Raw genomic sequence first — 15,109 nt, forward strand, 5'->3', positions numbered from 1 at the left:
CTTTGCAGTAGGACATCACATGTATAATGCCGCCCGATCATTTGCGCTCAGCGCGATCGGGCCTTGTATCCGTTGCCACTATAACGGCAGGGCCGAGGCCGACTTGAGACAGGCATCCCAGCATAAGGCGAAACCGTGACCCCTCATCTCCAAGCCGTAGGCCTGGCCTGCGAGCGCGACTGGCGAATGCTCTTCGAGAACCTCGAGCTGCACCTGGCCGCCGGTGACATGTTGCAGATCAGCGGCCCCAACGGCAGCGGCAAAACCAGCCTGTTACGCCTGTTGGCCGGCCTGATGCAGCCGACGGCCGGCGAGATTCGCCTGCACGGCAAGCCCTTGCTCGGGCAGCGCCACGAGCTGGCGAAAATCCTCTTGTGGATCGGCCACGCCGCCGGCATCAAGGATTTGCTCAGCCCCGAAGAAAACCTCGGCTGGCTCTGTGCGCTGCATACGCCGGCTGATCCCGCAGCCATCTGGAAGGCACTCGAAGCGGTGGGCCTTCGCGGTTTTGAAGATGTGCCCTGTCATACCCTGTCGGCCGGCCAGCAGCGCCGTGTGGCCCTGGCCCGTTTGTACTTGGACAGCCCGCCGTTGTGGATTCTCGACGAACCCTTCACCGCTCTCGACAAGCAGGGGGTTGCGCAACTTGAAGCGCACCTGGCCGCACATTGCGAGCAGGGCGGCATGGTCGTGCTGACCACCCACCACACCCTGGAACGCAAGCCGTCCGGTTACCGTGAACTGAACCTGGGGCAGTGGGCCGCATGAGTGTGTTTGTTTTGTTGTTGCGCCGTGAAGCGCGCCTGCTGTGCCGACGCCCCGCAGAGCTTGCCAACCCCCTGGTGTTCTTCGCTATTGTGATCGCGCTGTTCCCATTGGCGGTCGGTCCTGAGACTCAATTGTTGCAAACCTTGTCTCCGGGGCTGGTCTGGGTCGCTGCACTTTTATCGGTTCTGCTCTCGCTGGACGGGCTTTTTCGCAGTGATTTCGAGGATGGATCGCTGGAGCAGTGGGTCCTTTCGTCGCACCCCCTACCTCTTCTGGTACTGGCGAAAGTGCTGGCACACTGGGCCTTTTCCGGGCTGGCACTGGTATTGTTGGCACCCTTGCTGGCACTGATGCTGGGATTGCCTGCGGCGTGCCTGCCGGTATTGCTGGCATCGTTGTTGCTGGGTACTCCCGTACTGAGCCTTCTGGGTGCAGTGGGGGCCGCCCTGACCGTTGGTTTGAAACGTGGCGGCCTTTTGTTGGCGCTACTTATTTTGCCGTTATATATCCCGGTGTTGATCCTGGGCAGTGGCGCCTTGCAGGCGGCATTGCAAGCTATGCCGGCGACCGGTTATCTGCTCTGGCTTGGCAGCCTGACCGCCCTGGCAGTAACTCTGGCACCCTTTGCAATAGCGGCTGGCCTGAAGATCAGCGTCGGCGAATAATGAGGTCTGGGCACAGCCCAGCAAAGACCCTGGATGTACCGTGATGAAAAGCAGCGCAATCAGCTGGACGTGGTTTCATAAACTGGGTTCGCCCAAGTGGTTCTATGCCATCAGTGGCCGCATGCTGCCCTGGCTTGCGGTCGCCGCGATCCTGTTGATCGGCATCGGCGTGATCTGGGGCCTGGCCTTTGCGCCGCAGGACTACCAGCAAGGCAACAGTTTTCGCATCATCTACATCCATGTGCCCGCGGCCATGCTGGCCCAGTCGTGCTACGTGATGCTGGCGGTAGCCGGGGTGGTGGGGCTGGTCTGGAAAATGAAAATCGCCGACGTCGCCCTGCAGTGCGCAGCGCCCATCGGTGCCTGGATGACCGCCGTGGCGCTGGTCACCGGCGCCATCTGGGGCAAGCCGACCTGGGGCAGTTGGTGGGTCTGGGATGCACGCCTTACGTCGATGCTGATCCTGCTTTTTCTGTACTTCGGTCTTATTGCCCTGGGCCAGGCTATCAGCAATCGTGAGAGCGCGGCCAAGGCCTGCGCGGTGCTGGCCATTGTCGGGGTGATCAACATCCCGATCATCAAGTATTCGGTGGAGTGGTGGAACACCCTGCACCAGGGCGCCACCTTCACCCTGACCGAGAAGCCGGCGATGCCCGCCGAAATGTGGCTGCCGCTGCTGATGACGGTCCTGGGCTTCTATTGCTTCTTCGGTGCGGTGCTGCTGCTGCGCATGCGCCTTGAAGTCCTCAAGCGCGAAGCACGCGCCAGTTGGGTCAAGGAGGAGGTCATGAACTGCCTGGGTCGGGGGATGGCACGATGAGTTTCGCCTCCTTCAGTGATTTTCTCGCCATGGGCCATCACGGCCTGTATGTCTGGTCGGCCTACGGCATCTGCCTGCTGGTGCTGGCTGTCAACGTTGCCTCGCCCTTGCTGGCCCGGCGCCGTTACCTGCAAGAAGAGGCGCGCCGTCTGCGCCGGGAGAGCAACCAGTGAATCCGCAACGCAAGAAGCGCCTGTTTATCATTCTCGGCCTGCTGGCGGGCGTGGGTGTCGCCGTGGGCCTGGCCCTGAGTGCGCTGCAACAGAACATCAACCTGTTCTACACCCCCACCCAGATCGCCAATGGCGAAGCGCCGCTGGACACCCGTATTCGCGCAGGCGGCATGGTCGAAGCCGGCTCGCTGCAGCGATCGGGTGATTCGCTCGACGTGCGTTTCGTGGTCACCGACTTCAACAAGTCGGTGCCGATCACCTACCGCGGCATTCTTCCCGACCTGTTCCGTGAAGGGCAGGGCATCGTCGCCCTGGGCAAACTCAACGCCGAGGGCGTTGTGGTAGCCGACGAGGTGCTGGCCAAGCATGACGAGAAGTACATGCCGCCCGAGGTCACCAAGGCCCTGCAGGAAAGCGGCCAGGCCGCGACCACCACCGGAGCCAAGCCATGAACGCGGCGCTGATCATTCCTGAGCTCGGCCAGCTGGCCATGATCCTGGCGATCTGCTTTGCCGCCGTGCAGGCCATCGTGCCGCTGCTCGGCGCCTGGCGTGGCGACAGCCTGTGGATGAGCCTGGCAAGGCCTGCGGCCTGGGGTCAGTTCGCCTTCCTGGCGTTTGCCTTTGCCTGCCTGACCCACGCCTTCATGACCGACAACTTCTCGGTCGCCTATGTTGCCAACAACTCCAACAGCGCCTTGCCCTGGTACTTCAAGTTCAGTGCCGTGTGGGGCGCCCACGAAGGTTCGTTGCTGCTGTGGGCAATGATCCTCGGTGGCTGGACCTTCGCCGTGTCGATCTTCTCGCGCCAGTTGCCACAGGTGATGCTGGCGCGGGTGCTGGCGGTGATGGGCATGATCAGCGTCGGCTTCCTGTCGTTCCTGATCGTCACCTCCAACCCCTTCAAGCGCCTGCTGCCGCAAGTGCCGACGGACGGCGCCGACCTCAACCCCTTGCTGCAGGACATCGGCCTGATCGTTCACCCGCCGATGCTGTACATGGGGTATGTGGGCTTCTCGGTTGCCTTTGCCTTTGCCATCGCCGCGTTGCTCGGTGGTCGCCTGGACGCTGCCTGGGCGCGCTGGTCGCGGCCCTGGACCCTGGTGGCCTGGGCGTTCCTGGGGATCGGTATCACCCTGGGGTCGTGGTGGGCGTACTACGAACTGGGCTGGGGCGGCTGGTGGTTCTGGGACCCGGTGGAAAACGCCTCGTTCATGCCGTGGCTGGTGGGCACTGCCCTGATCCACTCCCTGGCCGTCACCGAAAAGCGTGGTGTGTTCAAGAGCTGGACCGTGTTGCTGGCCATCGCGGCCTTCTCCCTGAGCCTGCTCGGCACCTTCCTCGTACGTTCCGGGGTGCTGACCTCGGTGCATGCCTTTGCCTCGGACCCCGAGCGCGGCGTGTTCATCCTGATTTTCCTGCTCTTCGTGGTTGGCGGCTCGCTGACGCTGTTCGCCCTGCGTGCACCGGTGGTCAAGAGCCAGGTCGGATTTGCCCTGTGGTCCCGTGAAACCCTGCTGCTGGCCAACAATATCGTGCTGGTGGTTGCCGCCTCGATGATCCTGCTCGGCACGCTCTATCCGCTGTTCCTGGACGCCCTGACCGGGGCCAAGCTATCGGTCGGCCCGCCGTACTTCGACGCGCTGTTCCTGCCGTTGATGGCCTTGCTGATGGTGGTCATGGCCATTGGTGTGATCGTGCGCTGGAAAGACACCCCGACCCGCTGGCTGGTCAGCATGCTCACCCCGGTGCTGATCGCCAGCGCCGTGCTGGCCCCCGTCGGTGGCTTGCTGGTCGACGATTTCGACTGGGAAGTGCTGACCACCTTCGCCCTGGCGGCGTGGATCGTGCTGGCCGGCGCCCGTGACATCCTCGACAAGACCCGCCACAAGGGCCTGGTCAAGGGCCTGCGCGGCCTGAACCGTAGCTACTGGGGCATGCACGTGGCGCACCTGGGCCTGGCGGTGTGCGCCCTGGGCGTGGTGCTGTCGAGCAACAACAGCGCCGAGCGCGACCTGCGCCTGGCACCCGGCGAGTCGGTGGAACTGGCGGGTTATCACTTCACCTTTGAAGGCGCCAAGCATTTTGAAGGGCCGAACTTCACTTCCGACAAGGGCACCGTGCGGGTGGTCAAGGACGGTCGCGAGGTCAATGTGCTGCATCCGGAGAAGCGCCTGTATACCGTGCAGCAGTCGATGATGACTGAAGCAGGTATCGATGCGGGCTTTACCCGTGACCTCTACGTCGCCCTGGGCGAGCCGCTGGAGAACGGCGCCTGGGCTGTGCGCGTACACGTCAAACCCTTCGTGCGCTGGATCTGGCTGGGCGGTTTGTTGACCGGTCTTGGCGGGTTGCTGGCGGCAATGGACGGTCGTTATCGAGTCAAGGTCAAAGCCCGGGTGCGTGAAGTGCTGGGCATGTCTGGAGCAACTGCATGAAGCGTTGGATCATGGTGCTGCCGCTGGCGGTGTTTCTGCTGGTGGCGGTGTTTCTCTACCGGGGCCTGTTCCTGGACCCGACCGAGCTTCCGTCGGCAATGATCGGCAAGCCGTTCCCGGCCTTTGCCCTGACCTCGGTACAGGATGGCAAGGCGCTGACCCAGGCCGACCTGATCGGCAAGCCGGCCCTGGTGAACGTGTGGGCCACCTGGTGCCCGTCGTGCAAGGTCGAGCATCCGTACCTGAACAAGCTGGCCGAGCAGGGCGTAGTGATTCACGGGGTCAACTACAAGGACGACAACGCCGCCGCACTCAAGTGGCTGGCCGAGTTCCACAACCCCTACCAGCTGGACATCCGCGACGAGCAGGGCAGCCTGGGCCTGGACCTTGGGGTGTATGGCGCGCCGGAAACCTTCGTGATCGACGCCAAGGGCATCATTCGCCACAAGCACGTCGGTGTGGTCGATGCCACGGTCTGGCGTGAGCAGCTGGCACCGATCTACCAGGGCCTGATCGATGAGGCCAAGCCATGAAGCGCTGGCTGGCAGCCGCAGTCCTGGGCTTGAGCCTGGCCGGGGTCACCCAGGCGGCCATCGACACCTATCAGTTTGCCGACGACGCCGAGCGCGAGCGCTACCACGACCTGACCAAGGAACTGCGCTGCCCCAAGTGTCAGAACCAGGACATCGCCGACTCCAACGCACCGATTGCCGCCGACCTGCGCCGGGAAATCTTCCGCATGCTGGGCGAGGGCAAGAGCAATCAGCAGATCATCGACTTCATGGTCGACCGCTATGGCGACTTCGTTCGCTACAAGCCTGCGCTGACGTCGCGTACCTGGCTGCTGTGGTTCGGGCCGGGCGTGTTGCTGGTGGGCGGTTTCGGCTTGCTGGCCATGATCGTGCGCAAGCGTCGCGCGCAGAGCGCTGCAGACGCTGTCGACCTTTCCCCCGAGGAGCGCGAGCGCCTCGCCAAATTGCTGGACAAAGAACAGACCCATGACTGATTTCTGGCTTGCTGCAGGCCTGCTGTTGCTGGTGGCCCTGAGCTTTTTGCTGATCCCGGTGTTGCGCGGCCGTCGTGCGCAACTGGAAGAAGACCGCACCGCATTGAACGTTGCCCTGTATCAGGAGCGGGTCGCGGAATTGACCGCCCAGCAAGCGGCCGGCGTCCTCGATGACGCGCAACTGGCCAAGGGGCGTGATGAAGCGGCCCGCGAGCTGCTGGACGATACCGAGAACGCCGAACCCCAGCGCCTGGCGCGCCTGGGCAAGCCATTGCCGTTGCTGGCTGCTGTGCTGGTGCCGCTGATGGGCCTGGGCCTGTACCTGCATTTCGGTGCCAGCGAGCAGGTCGAGCTGACCCGGCAGTTCGCCAACGCGCCGCAGTCGATGGAAGAGATGACCGCGCGCCTGGAGCGTGCCGTCGAGGCCCAACCGGATTCGGCCGAAGGCCTGTACTTCCTCGGCCGCGCCTATATGGCCCAGGAACGCGCCGCCGATGCCGCCAAGGTCTTCGAGCGGGCTGCGACCCTGGCCGGGCGCCAGCCGGAGCTGCTGGGGCAGTGGGCCCAGGCCCTGTACTTTGCCAACGACAAGCAGTGGACCGAACAACTGCAAGCGCTGACCGACGAAGCCCTCAAGGCTGACCCGAACGAAGTCACCAGCCTGGGGCTGCTCGGCATTGCAGCGTTCGAGCGCGAGCACTACCAGGACGCCATCGACTACTGGAACCGCCTGCTGGTGCAACTGCCTGAGGGCGACACCTCGCGCGCGGCCCTTCAGGGTGGCATCGACCGGGCCCAGGACCGGCTCAAGGCAGGCGAGGGCAAGACCGCATCGCCAGCACCTGAAGCAGCGTCGGCCGTTGCCGCCACGGCACGGCTCAAAGTCCGGGTAGAGCTGGCGGCGGCGCTCAAGGACAAGGTCAAGCCAGACGACACCGTGTTCATCTTTGCCCGCGCCAGCTCCGGTCCGCCCATGCCACTGGCGGCCAAGCGCGTGACCGTGGCCCAGCTGCCGATCGAGGTAGAACTGAGCGACAGCGACGCAATGATGCCGAACATGAAACTGTCGAGCTTTCCCGAAGTCCAACTCGTTGCGCGCGTCTCGCGTGCTGGCAAGCCGACCCAGGGTGAGTGGATCGGTCGCAGCAGCCCGCTGGCCAGCAGCACGACCGCCGCGCAGCACCTGACCATCGACAGCCCGGACCAGTAAGAGATCACTATGAACAGCATTGCACGCCTTGCCCTTCTTTCCCTGGCCGTTGGCCTGAGTGCGTGTACTGTTCATCAGCCCTCCGAACCTACCGCGCCCCCTATCGAAACCTTGCCGCCGGGGCCAAGTACCAAGCCGACACCGCCCCCGAGCACGAAGCCGAGCAAGCCGGTAATCACCCCCGCACCCAAGCCGATGCCACGCACCTCGGCAAGCTTTGCGCCACCGCCCGGTGGCGCCAGCCATTGGGACCCGCGCCTGGGGGTGTACGTGCTCGAAGGCCAGACCAATACCTTCTATCGCCAGCGCACCTACTACCGCTGGAACAACGGCTGGAGCTGGTCGACCAACCTCAATGGCCCCTGGCAGGAAACCGATAGCAGCGGCGTGCCGGGCGGTCTGGGACGGGCTTTCGCCCAGTAACCGGAAGTCCGCATAATGCGCCCTCGCAAATAGCCGGGAGCATGGCATGACACAGACGGTACTGGTGCTGGTAGAAACGGTCGACGACTACCTGCCACTGTTGGAAGACAACGGCTTTCGCCTGATCCGCGCACAGACCCCGGCCTTGCGCGCCGAAGCCATTGCCCGCCATGGCGGCGAGATTGACGCGGTGCTGACCCGTGGGCCGCTGGGCCTGAATGCCGACGAGATCGCCGCATTGCCCGCCTTGAAAATCATCTGTGTCATCGGTGCCGGCTACGAGCAGGTCGACCTGGCCGCTGCAGCCGCGCGCGGCATCACCGTCACCAATGGTGCGGGCGCCAATGCCACGGCAGTGGCCGACCATGCCATGGCCTTGCTGCTGGCGGTGGTGCGCGACATTCCCCGCGCCGATGCCTCCACCCGCCGCGGTGAGTGGAACCGGGTCATCAGCCCCTCGGTCAGCGGCAAGCGCCTGGGTATCCTGGGCCTGGGCGCCGTGGGGCTGGCCATCGCCAAACGCGCGGCGCAAGGCTTCGACATGCACGTCAGCTACCACAACCGCAACCCGCGCAGTGATGTCGCTTACAGCTATTGCGACAGCCCGCTGGCGCTGGCCCGGGCTTCGGACTTTCTGGTCATTGCCACACCCGGTGGCGCCAACACCCGTCAATTGATCGACAAGCCGGTGCTTGAAGCATTGGGTGCGGACGGCTTTCTGGTGAACATCGCTCGGGCCAGCGTGGTCAACACCCCTGACATGCTCGAGGCCCTGGCCAATGGCGTGATCGCCGGTGCCGCGCTGGATGTGTTCGATGACGAACCTGCGGTGCCGGACGCCCTGAAAGCCTTGCCCAACACCGTGCTGACCCCCCATGTGGCCGGTCAGTCGCCGGAGGCCGCGTACGATACCGTGGCGTTGGTGCTCAAGAATCTGCAGGCCTTCTTTGCCGGCAAACCGGTCCTGACGCCCGTCACTTTGTAGGAGCGGGCTTGCCCCGCGATAGCGGTGTGACAGGAAAACCGTCATCGCGGGGCAAGCCCGCTCCTACAGGTCTAAACTTTGCGCCTCACGTCCTTGCCAGGAGCCTCGGTCATGTCCTTTGAAAAACACGGCAGTTGCCTGTGTGGCGCCGTCAAACTCAGCATCAATGTGGAAAAAGCCAGTGTCGATGCCTGCCACTGCAGCATGTGCCGCAAGTGGGGGGGAGGGCCGTTGCTGTCGGTGCATTGCGCGGCGCCGGTCACCTTCACCGCCGGGCAACCGGTGATCTATGACTCCTCCGCCTGGGCCGAACGCCTGTTTTGCGGCCAGTGCGGCACGCACCTGCTGTATCGCCTGAAGTCCGGCGATTTCGATTCGGTGTCGGTGGGCGTGCTGGAGGGGGACACCGATTGGGTATTCGATCTGCAGGTCTATATCGACGAGAAGCCGAGCTACTACTGCTTTGCCAACGACACCAAGACCATGACCGCGGCCGAAGTCGAGGCCCTGTTCAACTGAGCCCCAGCAGCCAGCCCTGGAACACTTGTGCGGCGGGTGAGCAGGGGGCCTGTTTGTCGTGCACCAGGTAGTCGGCCTGGCCTGTGTGTACGACAAACCCCGACACCGGGTAGATGTCGCCATTGTCGATGCGCTCCCGCGCCATGAACTCCCAGCCCAGACCCACGCCCATTCCTTGCAGCACAGCCTCGAACACCAGGTTCACCTGGTTGAACGTCACCGCATCGGCCGGGGCCTTGTAACGCACGCCCTGGTGGCCGAACCAGTCCTGCCAGTCCAGGCAGTTCCAGGCCGATGCATCCAGTTGAATCAACGGCAGTGTCTGCAGCTCACTCAATGAACTGACAGCGGGCAGGCTGCGCTTGACGCTGACGATCGGGTAGATGGTTTCGTCGAACAGTTTGTCGGCATTGAGCGAACTCCAACGGCCATGGCCATAGAGAATGCCGAAGTCGTAGTGGGCAATGTCGCTTTCGCTGATTTCGTTGCTGGCGTGAATATTCACGGTCAATTCAGGGTGCTGCGCATTGAAGCGCAGCAGCCGTGGGAACAGCCAGTACTGTGCCACCGCATGGGTACAGATGACGCTGACATTGCGGCTGCTGTTCCCGGATTTCAGGCGCAGCACATTGGCCAGCAGGCTTTCTAGCATGGGCTCGACGATGCTGTTGAACCCTTCGCCAGCCGTCGTCAGGGCGATGCCTCGGGCACGGCGCTCGAACAGCACCGCCCCCAGGTGATCCTCAAGCACCTTGATCTGTTTACTCACCGCGCTCTGGGTCAGGTACAGCTCGCTGGCGGCGCGGGTGAAACTGCCGGTGCGTACCACCGCTTCAAAGGCAATCAGCGTGTCCAGCGGGGGCAGGTGGCGGGCAAAGCGGCTCATGCTGAAGGTCCGTTCTGGGGAATGGCTGCATCATAGGGTCGATGCTTTCACCGTGAAAGCCATTCCTTGTGGGAATGGCTGCATGCCGAATGATCTTTTGTCCTGATTCCGGCCGGACGGTAGCCTGCGCACTTCTCAGAACAGGAGCAGGCAACGTGAAACAGGGTGTGGCCTATGCCGGTGTAGCCGGCGCGATGTGGGGGTTGGTGCTGATGGTGCCGCAGTTGTTGCCGGAGTTCAGCCCGGTGCTGCTCAGTTGCGCCCGCTTCGTCTTGTTCGGGCTGGTGACCCTGGTGCTGGCCATCCCGATGCGCAAGGCCCTGGGACGCATGACCCTGTCTGATGTGTGGATGCTCGGGCGCCTGGCGCTGATCGGTAACCTGCTGTACTTCATCTGCCTGGTAGCGGCGATCCAGCGCCTGGGTGTGGCACCGGCGTCGCTGATCGTGGGGGTGCTGCCCCTGACCATCACGCTCTACGGTCGTCACGACAGTGGCGGGGTGGCGCTCAAGCAACTGTTCGTACCCTTGATGCTGATTCTTGCCGGCATGCTCTGCATCAACCTGCAAACCTTCGCCGTCGAGCAAGGGGCGTTGGGCGACAAGGTCGCCGGTGTGCTCTATGCCCTCGCAGCGCTGGCCTGCTGGACCTGGTACGCCGTCCACAACAGCCGTTACCTCAAGCAGTGCGGCCATTTCGACAGCCACCAATGGTCAGTGCTGTGCGGGGTGATGACCGGTGTGTTCAGTCTGGTGCTGGTGGGTGTCCTGGCCTTGTGGCAGCCCGCGCAATTGCAGGTGCAGGCATCGGCCGAGCGCTGGTGGCTGTTCTGGGTATACAGCCTGGCCTGCGCGATTTTTGGCTCGTGGTTGGCGGCGGTGCTGTGGAACGCGGCGTCCAAGCGCATGCCGCTGACCTTGAGTGGCCAGTTGATCGTGTTTGAAACCTTGTTCGCCCTGCTGTACGCCTTCATCTGGCGCCAAAGCGGCCCGAACCTGCTGGAGGCCGCCGCCATTGTGCTGGTGATCGGAGGCGTATGCCTGTCAATGCGCCAGCACGGCCAGGTAGGAGCGGGCTTGCCCCGCGAAGCAGTGTGACGGGCCAAATGCAATCGCGGGGCAAGCCCGCTCCTACGGGCCTTGCAAACAGCGTGCATTCCTGCGAAAAGGCTGCCACGAAATAAAGCGCTTGAACGAGGTAAACCATGAGCAGCGAACTGCAAATCATCGATCTTGAGCTGGGCGAGGGCAAGGAAGCGGTCAAGGGCGCCCTGATAACCACCCAGTACACCGGCTGGCTCGAAGACGGCAGCACATTCGATTCCTCCTATGACCGAGGCAAACCGTTCCAGTGCGTGATCGGAACGGGCCGGGTCATCAAGGGCTGGGACCAGGGCCTGATGGGCATGAAGGTCGGTGGCAAGCGCAAGCTGGTGGTGCCGTCGCACCTGGCCTATGGCGAGCGCAGCATGGGCGCGATCACTCCGCACTCGAACCTGACCTTCGAGATCGAGCTGCTGGAAGTCCTGACCCGCGACGATTGATGGCCGTTGGTCTTATTTGTGCAATATCAAGGTATTAAAGTCACTCGTGCTCAGGGTCGAGCACTCAAGGATCGAACCAAACGGGCTTATCGCACTCTCAGTTAGCCCGCTCCACGGATGGAACGACAGACAGGGATCACCCGCGGCCTCGGCCGCGGCGTGTCACAGGCGGGTCAGCCACATCCCTTTTGCCGTAGAAGAGCCCGCTCCATGAAGTTGTCGATCCTGTTCAAGCGTCACCGCCACGCCTTGTGTTCCCTGGCCCTGCTCGGTGGTGTCACGCTGCTGGCCGTGGAAGCCGTCGAAAGCCGCGCCGAGCCTGTGGATGGCGTCCAGACCCTGGTGTTTCTGCGCCACGCCGAAAAACCTGGCGAAGGCTTGGGGCAGCTCAATTGCCAAGGACTCAATCGTGCGCTGGACCTGGCCACCGTGCTGCCGGAAAAGTTCGGCAAAGCCGACTATGTGTTTGCCGCCAACCCTTCCCGACATGTGGAAGAGGGCAGCAAGGATGACGCCTACAGCTACATTCGCCCGCTGATGACCATCAGCCCCAGCGCCATCAAGCTCGGGTTGCCGGTGAACATCGACTTCGGTGCCAACGACACCGCCGACCTTGCCGACGAACTGCTGCAAGACAAATACCGCAACGCCACCGTCTACACCGCCTGGTCCCACGGCTACCTGCCCGAGTTGATAAACACTGTGGCCGGCAAGGCCGTGGGCAAAAAACAGGTCATTACCGAAGACTGGGACGGCGGCGACTTCGACTCGCTCTATGTGCTGACCCTGACCTGGCATAACGGTAAGGCCAGCCTGCTCAGCCGCAACTACAAGCAGGGCCTGAACAACGGTGCGCAAAGCTGCCCGACCTGATGAGCCAGGCGCTCAACGCGCGACTTTGGCGATCTGCTCGCGGGCGCGCTGACTGAACAGTTGCAACAGGTCATCCAGGTGATGGGGATGACTTTCGTTGGCGCGGGTCAGGGCGTAGAGGGTGATCGGCAATGGCGGATCGAGTGGCCGCACGCGGGTGTGCTGCGAGCCGAGCGCGGTGAAGGGGTCGATCAGCGCAATACCCGCGCCGGATTCGACCATGGCCCGGGCCAGTGAGTAGGTCTGCACGCGAATGCCGATGCGCGGGGCCGGTTCCAGGTGTTTGAGGTAATTGCCCACTTGCGCTGCCAGCGGGTCACTGCTGCTCAGGCCGATCAGCGGCGCACCGGCCAGGGCCTGGACCGGCAACGGTGAGCCCTGGCTTTGCTCATCCCACCAGCCTTCCGGGGCCAGGGCGACCAGCACGCCGTGGGCCAGCGCCTGCGTGTTCAGGCCCGGGTGGTCGGGATGGCGCAAGGTCAGGGCAACATCGACTTCGCGCATCAGCAACTGTTGCACCAGTTCACGGCTGTGATAACTGGAAAGCTCGCATTCGGACTGCGGATGACGTTCGGACCACAGACTGATCACCGGCCCAAACAGTGACAGCGCCAGCGCCGGGGTGGCACCGATACGCAAACTCATACCCGGCTGGCGACGCAGGCTGGCAGCCAGGCGGCGAACCCCTTCGACACTGTCGCTGACCTTGTCCACCTCACGCTCCAGGGCCAGGGCCTCCGGCGTGATCTGCAGCTTGCCGCGCACTCGCAGGAACAAGGGAAACCCCAGCTGCGCTTCGGCGTGCTGGAGGATTTTCGACACCGCCGGCTGCGTCACGTGCAGCAACTGCGCTGCGCCGCTGATCGAGCCGGTCTGGCGGATGGCCTGGAATACTTCGATGTGACGCAAGCGCATGGCGTACCCCATAACCTTTGTTTATGGCCGGGCCATTTTTATTCATTATCCCGCGGCTGTCACTGACCCTAGGCTGAAGGCCTGCGGATGGGTGGGTGAAGGCATATGGCACAGCGGGTAACAGTGATCGGCGGCGGCGTCATCGGCCTGGCAACGGCCTACGCCCTGGTGCGCGAAGGTTTTGCGGTTGACCTGATCGAGGCGCGTGAGCGCCTGGCCGCTGGCACCAGCTACGCCAATGGCGGCCAGTTGTCCTACCGCTATGTGTCGCCGCTGGCCGATGCCGGGGTGCCGTTGCAGGCACTGGGCTGGCTGTTGCGCCGCGACTCGCCGCTCAAATTGCGCCCCCGCCTGGACCTGGCCCAGTGGCGCTGGATGGGGGCGTTCATGGCCGCGTGCCGCACCTCGGTCAATCGCACCAACGCGGCCCACTTGTTGCGCCTGGCCCTGCACAGCCAGGCCACCCTGGCCCAATGGCGCGAAGACGACCAACTGGACGGGTTCGCCTGGCGGCGCAATGGCAAGCTGGTGACTTTTCGCAACCCGGCCAGCTTTGCCCATGCCCGCGCTCATCTGCTCGATCCGCAGGGGCAGCAGGTGCTCGATGCGGCCGGCATTGCCGTGCTGGAACCGGCCCTGGCCGATGCGCCCTTCATCGGCGGGGTGTACACCGCCGATGAAGAAGTTGCCGACTGCCACCGCTTTTGCCTGGCCCTGGCGCAGCGCCTGCAAGCCTCGGGGCAGTGCCGTCTGCTGCTGGGCCAGAGCGTGACCCGCATTCGTCATGCCAATGGAGTGGTCCAGGCGCTGGAACTGGGCGACCAGGTTTTGCCGGTGGAACGCCTGGTGCTCTGTGCCGGGTACCGTAGCGCCAGCCTCGGCCTGCCGGGCCTGCAGTTGCCGATCTACCCGCTCAAGGGCTACAGCCTGACCGCACCGATTCGGGCGGGGCATCGGGCGCCGGAGGTCAGCATCACGGATTACGACCGCAAGATTGTCTACGCCCGGCTTGAATGCCAGCTGCGTGTGGCGGCGATGGTCGATATCGTCGGCGGCGACGAGTCCGTCAACCCTGGTCGCCTGGCCACCCTGCATCGCCTGGCCGCCGCCACGTTGCCGGATGCCGCCGATTATGCAAATGCCCGGGAGTGGGCCGGCATGCGCCCGGCAACGCCCACCGGCGTGCCCTTGCTGGGCGCCACCTGCTACCGCAACCTCTGGCTCAACCTGGGGCATGGTGCGCTGGGTTTTACCCTGGCCTGTGCCAGCGGTGCGCTGCTGGCCGAACTGATCGGCGGCCGCGCCCCCGCAATCGACCTCAAGGGATTCACAGCACGGTAGGAGCGGGCTTGCCCCGCGATAGCGGTGTGTCATGCAGAGCGCATCGCGGGGCAAGCCCGCTCCTACGAGGTTATGCCATGGGTGGGAGGCGGCGTTTGACCGGGGTTTTCTTGACGATCGCGGTGTTGGTCTCGGCATGGCCGTTGAGTTTGTCGAGGATCGTGTCGAGCTCTTCCATCGAGCGCACATGCAGACGTGCGATAAAGCAGTCATCCCCGGTCACCTTGTCGCACTCGGTGAACTCGGGGATGGCCATGATCTGGCGCTCCACCTCCTGCAACTGCCCCGGCAACGGCCGCACGCGGACGATGGCCTGCAGTTGGTAGCCGAAACAGCGCGGGTCGATCTCTACCGTGTAGCCCTTGAGCACGCCGCGTTCTTCCAGGCGGCGCAGGCGTTCGCTGACACTGGGGGAGGACAGGCCGCTCAGTTGCGCCAGGGCCTTGAGCGAGCGCCGGGAGTCCTCCATCAGCGCCTTTATCAATAACTGGTCGATGTCGTCGGTCATGTCGGCCTCGTTAGGCGGATTGCGAAATTTGCCTTGA

General features: G+C 63.7%; 19 protein-coding genes. 16 read left to right on the forward strand and 3 right to left on the reverse strand.

All coding sequences use genetic code 11. The features are described from left to right. The first annotated feature begins 186 nt into the window (after positions 1–186). From ccmA to U9R80_RS07855, 12 genes are all read left to right on the forward strand, one after another. Positions 187–768: a cytochrome c biogenesis heme-transporting ATPase CcmA gene (gene ccmA / locus U9R80_RS07800; RefSeq protein WP_324805193.1), complete on the forward strand. Its 582-nt coding sequence runs from the start codon at positions 187–189 to the stop codon at positions 766–768. Then, complete coding sequence (ccmB, locus tag U9R80_RS07805) at positions 765–1,433, forward strand: heme exporter protein CcmB (RefSeq protein WP_028945462.1); 669 nt, start codon at positions 765–767, stop codon at positions 1,431–1,433. Before ccmA ends, ccmB begins: the two co-directional genes overlap by 4 nt. Before the next feature lie 43 nt (positions 1,434–1,476). Beyond that, the gene (locus U9R80_RS07810) at positions 1,477–2,253 is read left to right on the forward strand and encodes a heme ABC transporter permease (RefSeq protein WP_301836938.1); all 777 of its coding nucleotides are present in this window, start codon (positions 1,477–1,479) and stop codon (positions 2,251–2,253) included. Further along, entirely contained in the window at positions 2,250–2,426 is a 177-nt protein-coding gene (gene ccmD / locus U9R80_RS07815; protein ID WP_028945460.1) for a heme exporter protein CcmD, read from the forward strand. Before U9R80_RS07810 ends, ccmD begins: the two co-directional genes overlap by 4 nt. Then, on the forward strand, positions 2,423–2,878 hold the full coding sequence (gene ccmE / locus U9R80_RS07820) for a cytochrome c maturation protein CcmE (protein WP_028945459.1): 456 nt from the start codon (positions 2,423–2,425) through the stop codon (positions 2,876–2,878). The genes ccmD and ccmE overlap by 4 nt, the downstream gene beginning before the upstream one ends. An 11-nt stretch (positions 2,879–2,889) precedes the next feature. Then, complete coding sequence (locus tag U9R80_RS07825; RefSeq protein ID WP_301837477.1) at positions 2,890–4,863, forward strand: heme lyase CcmF/NrfE family subunit; 1,974 nt, start codon at positions 2,890–2,892, stop codon at positions 4,861–4,863. Then, positions 4,860–5,396 carry a DsbE family thiol:disulfide interchange protein gene (locus U9R80_RS07830; RefSeq protein ID WP_301836937.1) on the forward strand — a complete coding sequence of 179 codons (537 nt, stop codon included), beginning with the start codon at positions 4,860–4,862 and terminating at the stop codon, positions 5,394–5,396. The genes U9R80_RS07825 and U9R80_RS07830 overlap by 4 nt, the downstream gene beginning before the upstream one ends. Beyond that, on the forward strand, positions 5,393–5,869 hold the full coding sequence (locus U9R80_RS07835; RefSeq protein WP_301836936.1) for a cytochrome c-type biogenesis protein: 477 nt from the start codon (positions 5,393–5,395) through the stop codon (positions 5,867–5,869). Before U9R80_RS07830 ends, U9R80_RS07835 begins: the two co-directional genes overlap by 4 nt. Beyond that, a complete protein-coding gene (gene ccmI / locus U9R80_RS07840; protein WP_301836935.1) occupies positions 5,862–7,079 on the forward strand; it encodes a c-type cytochrome biogenesis protein CcmI in 1,218 nt (405 codons plus the stop codon). The genes U9R80_RS07835 and ccmI overlap by 8 nt, the downstream gene beginning before the upstream one ends. Positions 7,080–7,088: 9 nt before the next feature. After that, positions 7,089–7,502, forward strand: coding sequence for a hypothetical protein (locus U9R80_RS07845; RefSeq protein WP_301836934.1), 414 nt, complete (start codon positions 7,089–7,091; stop codon positions 7,500–7,502). 46 nt (positions 7,503–7,548) lie between these two features. Continuing rightward, the gene (locus tag U9R80_RS07850; protein WP_301836933.1) at positions 7,549–8,487 is read left to right on the forward strand and encodes a 2-hydroxyacid dehydrogenase; all 939 of its coding nucleotides are present in this window, start codon (positions 7,549–7,551) and stop codon (positions 8,485–8,487) included. A gap of 111 nt (positions 8,488–8,598) precedes the next feature. Then, positions 8,599–9,006, forward strand: a complete 408-nt coding sequence (locus U9R80_RS07855; protein ID WP_301836932.1) for a GFA family protein — start codon at positions 8,599–8,601, stop codon at positions 9,004–9,006. Here U9R80_RS07855 and U9R80_RS07860 read toward each other — a convergent pair. Next, complete coding sequence (locus U9R80_RS07860; protein ID WP_301836931.1) at positions 8,999–9,892, reverse strand: LysR substrate-binding domain-containing protein; 894 nt, start codon at positions 9,890–9,892, stop codon at positions 8,999–9,001. The genes U9R80_RS07855 and U9R80_RS07860 overlap by 8 nt on opposite strands. A 155-nt stretch (positions 9,893–10,047) precedes the next feature. On the opposite strand from U9R80_RS07860, the gene U9R80_RS07865 reads away from it, so the two are divergent. The 3 genes from U9R80_RS07865 (at position 10,048) to U9R80_RS07875 (ending at position 12,308) form a co-directional block, all read left to right on the forward strand. After that, entirely contained in the window at positions 10,048–10,989 is a 942-nt protein-coding gene (locus U9R80_RS07865; RefSeq protein WP_301836930.1) for a DMT family transporter, read from the forward strand. A gap of 107 nt (positions 10,990–11,096) precedes the next feature. Continuing rightward, positions 11,097–11,435 carry an FKBP-type peptidyl-prolyl cis-trans isomerase gene (locus tag U9R80_RS07870; protein WP_301836929.1) on the forward strand — a complete coding sequence of 113 codons (339 nt, stop codon included), beginning with the start codon at positions 11,097–11,099 and terminating at the stop codon, positions 11,433–11,435. A 210-nt stretch (positions 11,436–11,645) separates the two neighbouring features. Further along, on the forward strand, positions 11,646–12,308 hold the full coding sequence (locus tag U9R80_RS07875; protein ID WP_301836928.1) for a histidine phosphatase family protein: 663 nt from the start codon (positions 11,646–11,648) through the stop codon (positions 12,306–12,308). A 12-nt stretch (positions 12,309–12,320) separates the two neighbouring features. Here the strand turns inward: U9R80_RS07875 and U9R80_RS07880 are convergent, their stop codons facing one another. Continuing rightward, a complete protein-coding gene (locus U9R80_RS07880; RefSeq protein ID WP_301836927.1) occupies positions 12,321–13,223 on the reverse strand; it encodes a LysR family transcriptional regulator in 903 nt (300 codons plus the stop codon). Between the two features lie 105 nt (positions 13,224–13,328). Here U9R80_RS07880 and U9R80_RS07885 point away from each other — a divergent pair, with 105 nt between their 5' ends. Continuing rightward, the gene (locus U9R80_RS07885) at positions 13,329–14,564 is read left to right on the forward strand and encodes a D-amino acid dehydrogenase (RefSeq protein WP_301836926.1); all 1,236 of its coding nucleotides are present in this window, start codon (positions 13,329–13,331) and stop codon (positions 14,562–14,564) included. A 70-nt stretch (positions 14,565–14,634) separates the two neighbouring features. Here the strand turns inward: U9R80_RS07885 and U9R80_RS07890 are convergent, their stop codons facing one another. Next, entirely contained in the window at positions 14,635–15,072 is a 438-nt protein-coding gene (locus tag U9R80_RS07890) for an Lrp/AsnC family transcriptional regulator (RefSeq protein WP_301836925.1), read from the reverse strand. Positions 15,073–15,109: the final 37 nt, after the last annotated feature.

It is taken from the genome of Pseudomonas sp. JQ170C, from assembly GCF_035581345.1.
GTDB lineage: Bacteria > Pseudomonadota > Gammaproteobacteria > Pseudomonadales > Pseudomonadaceae > Aquipseudomonas.

Bases quoted from the DNA above. Each gene is read 5' to 3' on its own strand.
- U9R80_RS07835 (WP_301836936.1), top strand. From the start codon at position 5,393: ATGAAGCGCTGGCTGGCAGCCGCAGTCCTGGGCTTGAGCCTGGCCGGG.
- ccmB (WP_028945462.1), top strand. From the start codon at position 765: ATGAGTGTGTTTGTTTTGTTGTTGCGCCGTGAAGCGCGCCTGCTGTGC.
- U9R80_RS07845 (WP_301836934.1), top strand. From the start codon at position 7,089: ATGAACAGCATTGCACGCCTTGCCCTTCTTTCCCTGGCCGTTGGCCTG.
- U9R80_RS07890 (WP_301836925.1), bottom strand. From the start codon at position 15,072: ATGACCGACGACATCGACCAGTTATTGATAAAGGCGCTGATGGAGGAC.
- ccmA (WP_324805193.1), top strand. From the start codon at position 187: ATGCTCTTCGAGAACCTCGAGCTGCACCTGGCCGCCGGTGACATGTTG.
- ccmI (WP_301836935.1), top strand. From the start codon at position 5,862: ATGACTGATTTCTGGCTTGCTGCAGGCCTGCTGTTGCTGGTGGCCCTG.
- U9R80_RS07860 (WP_301836931.1), bottom strand. From the start codon at position 9,892: ATGAGCCGCTTTGCCCGCCACCTGCCCCCGCTGGACACGCTGATTGCC.
- U9R80_RS07810 (WP_301836938.1), top strand. From the start codon at position 1,477: ATGAAAAGCAGCGCAATCAGCTGGACGTGGTTTCATAAACTGGGTTCG.
- U9R80_RS07875 (WP_301836928.1), top strand. From the start codon at position 11,646: ATGAAGTTGTCGATCCTGTTCAAGCGTCACCGCCACGCCTTGTGTTCC.
- U9R80_RS07850 (WP_301836933.1), top strand. From the start codon at position 7,549: ATGACACAGACGGTACTGGTGCTGGTAGAAACGGTCGACGACTACCTG.
- U9R80_RS07830 (WP_301836937.1), top strand. From the start codon at position 4,860: ATGAAGCGTTGGATCATGGTGCTGCCGCTGGCGGTGTTTCTGCTGGTG.
- U9R80_RS07885 (WP_301836926.1), top strand. From the start codon at position 13,329: ATGGCACAGCGGGTAACAGTGATCGGCGGCGGCGTCATCGGCCTGGCA.
- ccmD (WP_028945460.1), top strand. From the start codon at position 2,250: ATGAGTTTCGCCTCCTTCAGTGATTTTCTCGCCATGGGCCATCACGGC.
- U9R80_RS07870 (WP_301836929.1), top strand. From the start codon at position 11,097: ATGAGCAGCGAACTGCAAATCATCGATCTTGAGCTGGGCGAGGGCAAG.
- U9R80_RS07855 (WP_301836932.1), top strand. From the start codon at position 8,599: ATGTCCTTTGAAAAACACGGCAGTTGCCTGTGTGGCGCCGTCAAACTC.
- U9R80_RS07880 (WP_301836927.1), bottom strand. From the start codon at position 13,223: ATGCGCTTGCGTCACATCGAAGTATTCCAGGCCATCCGCCAGACCGGC.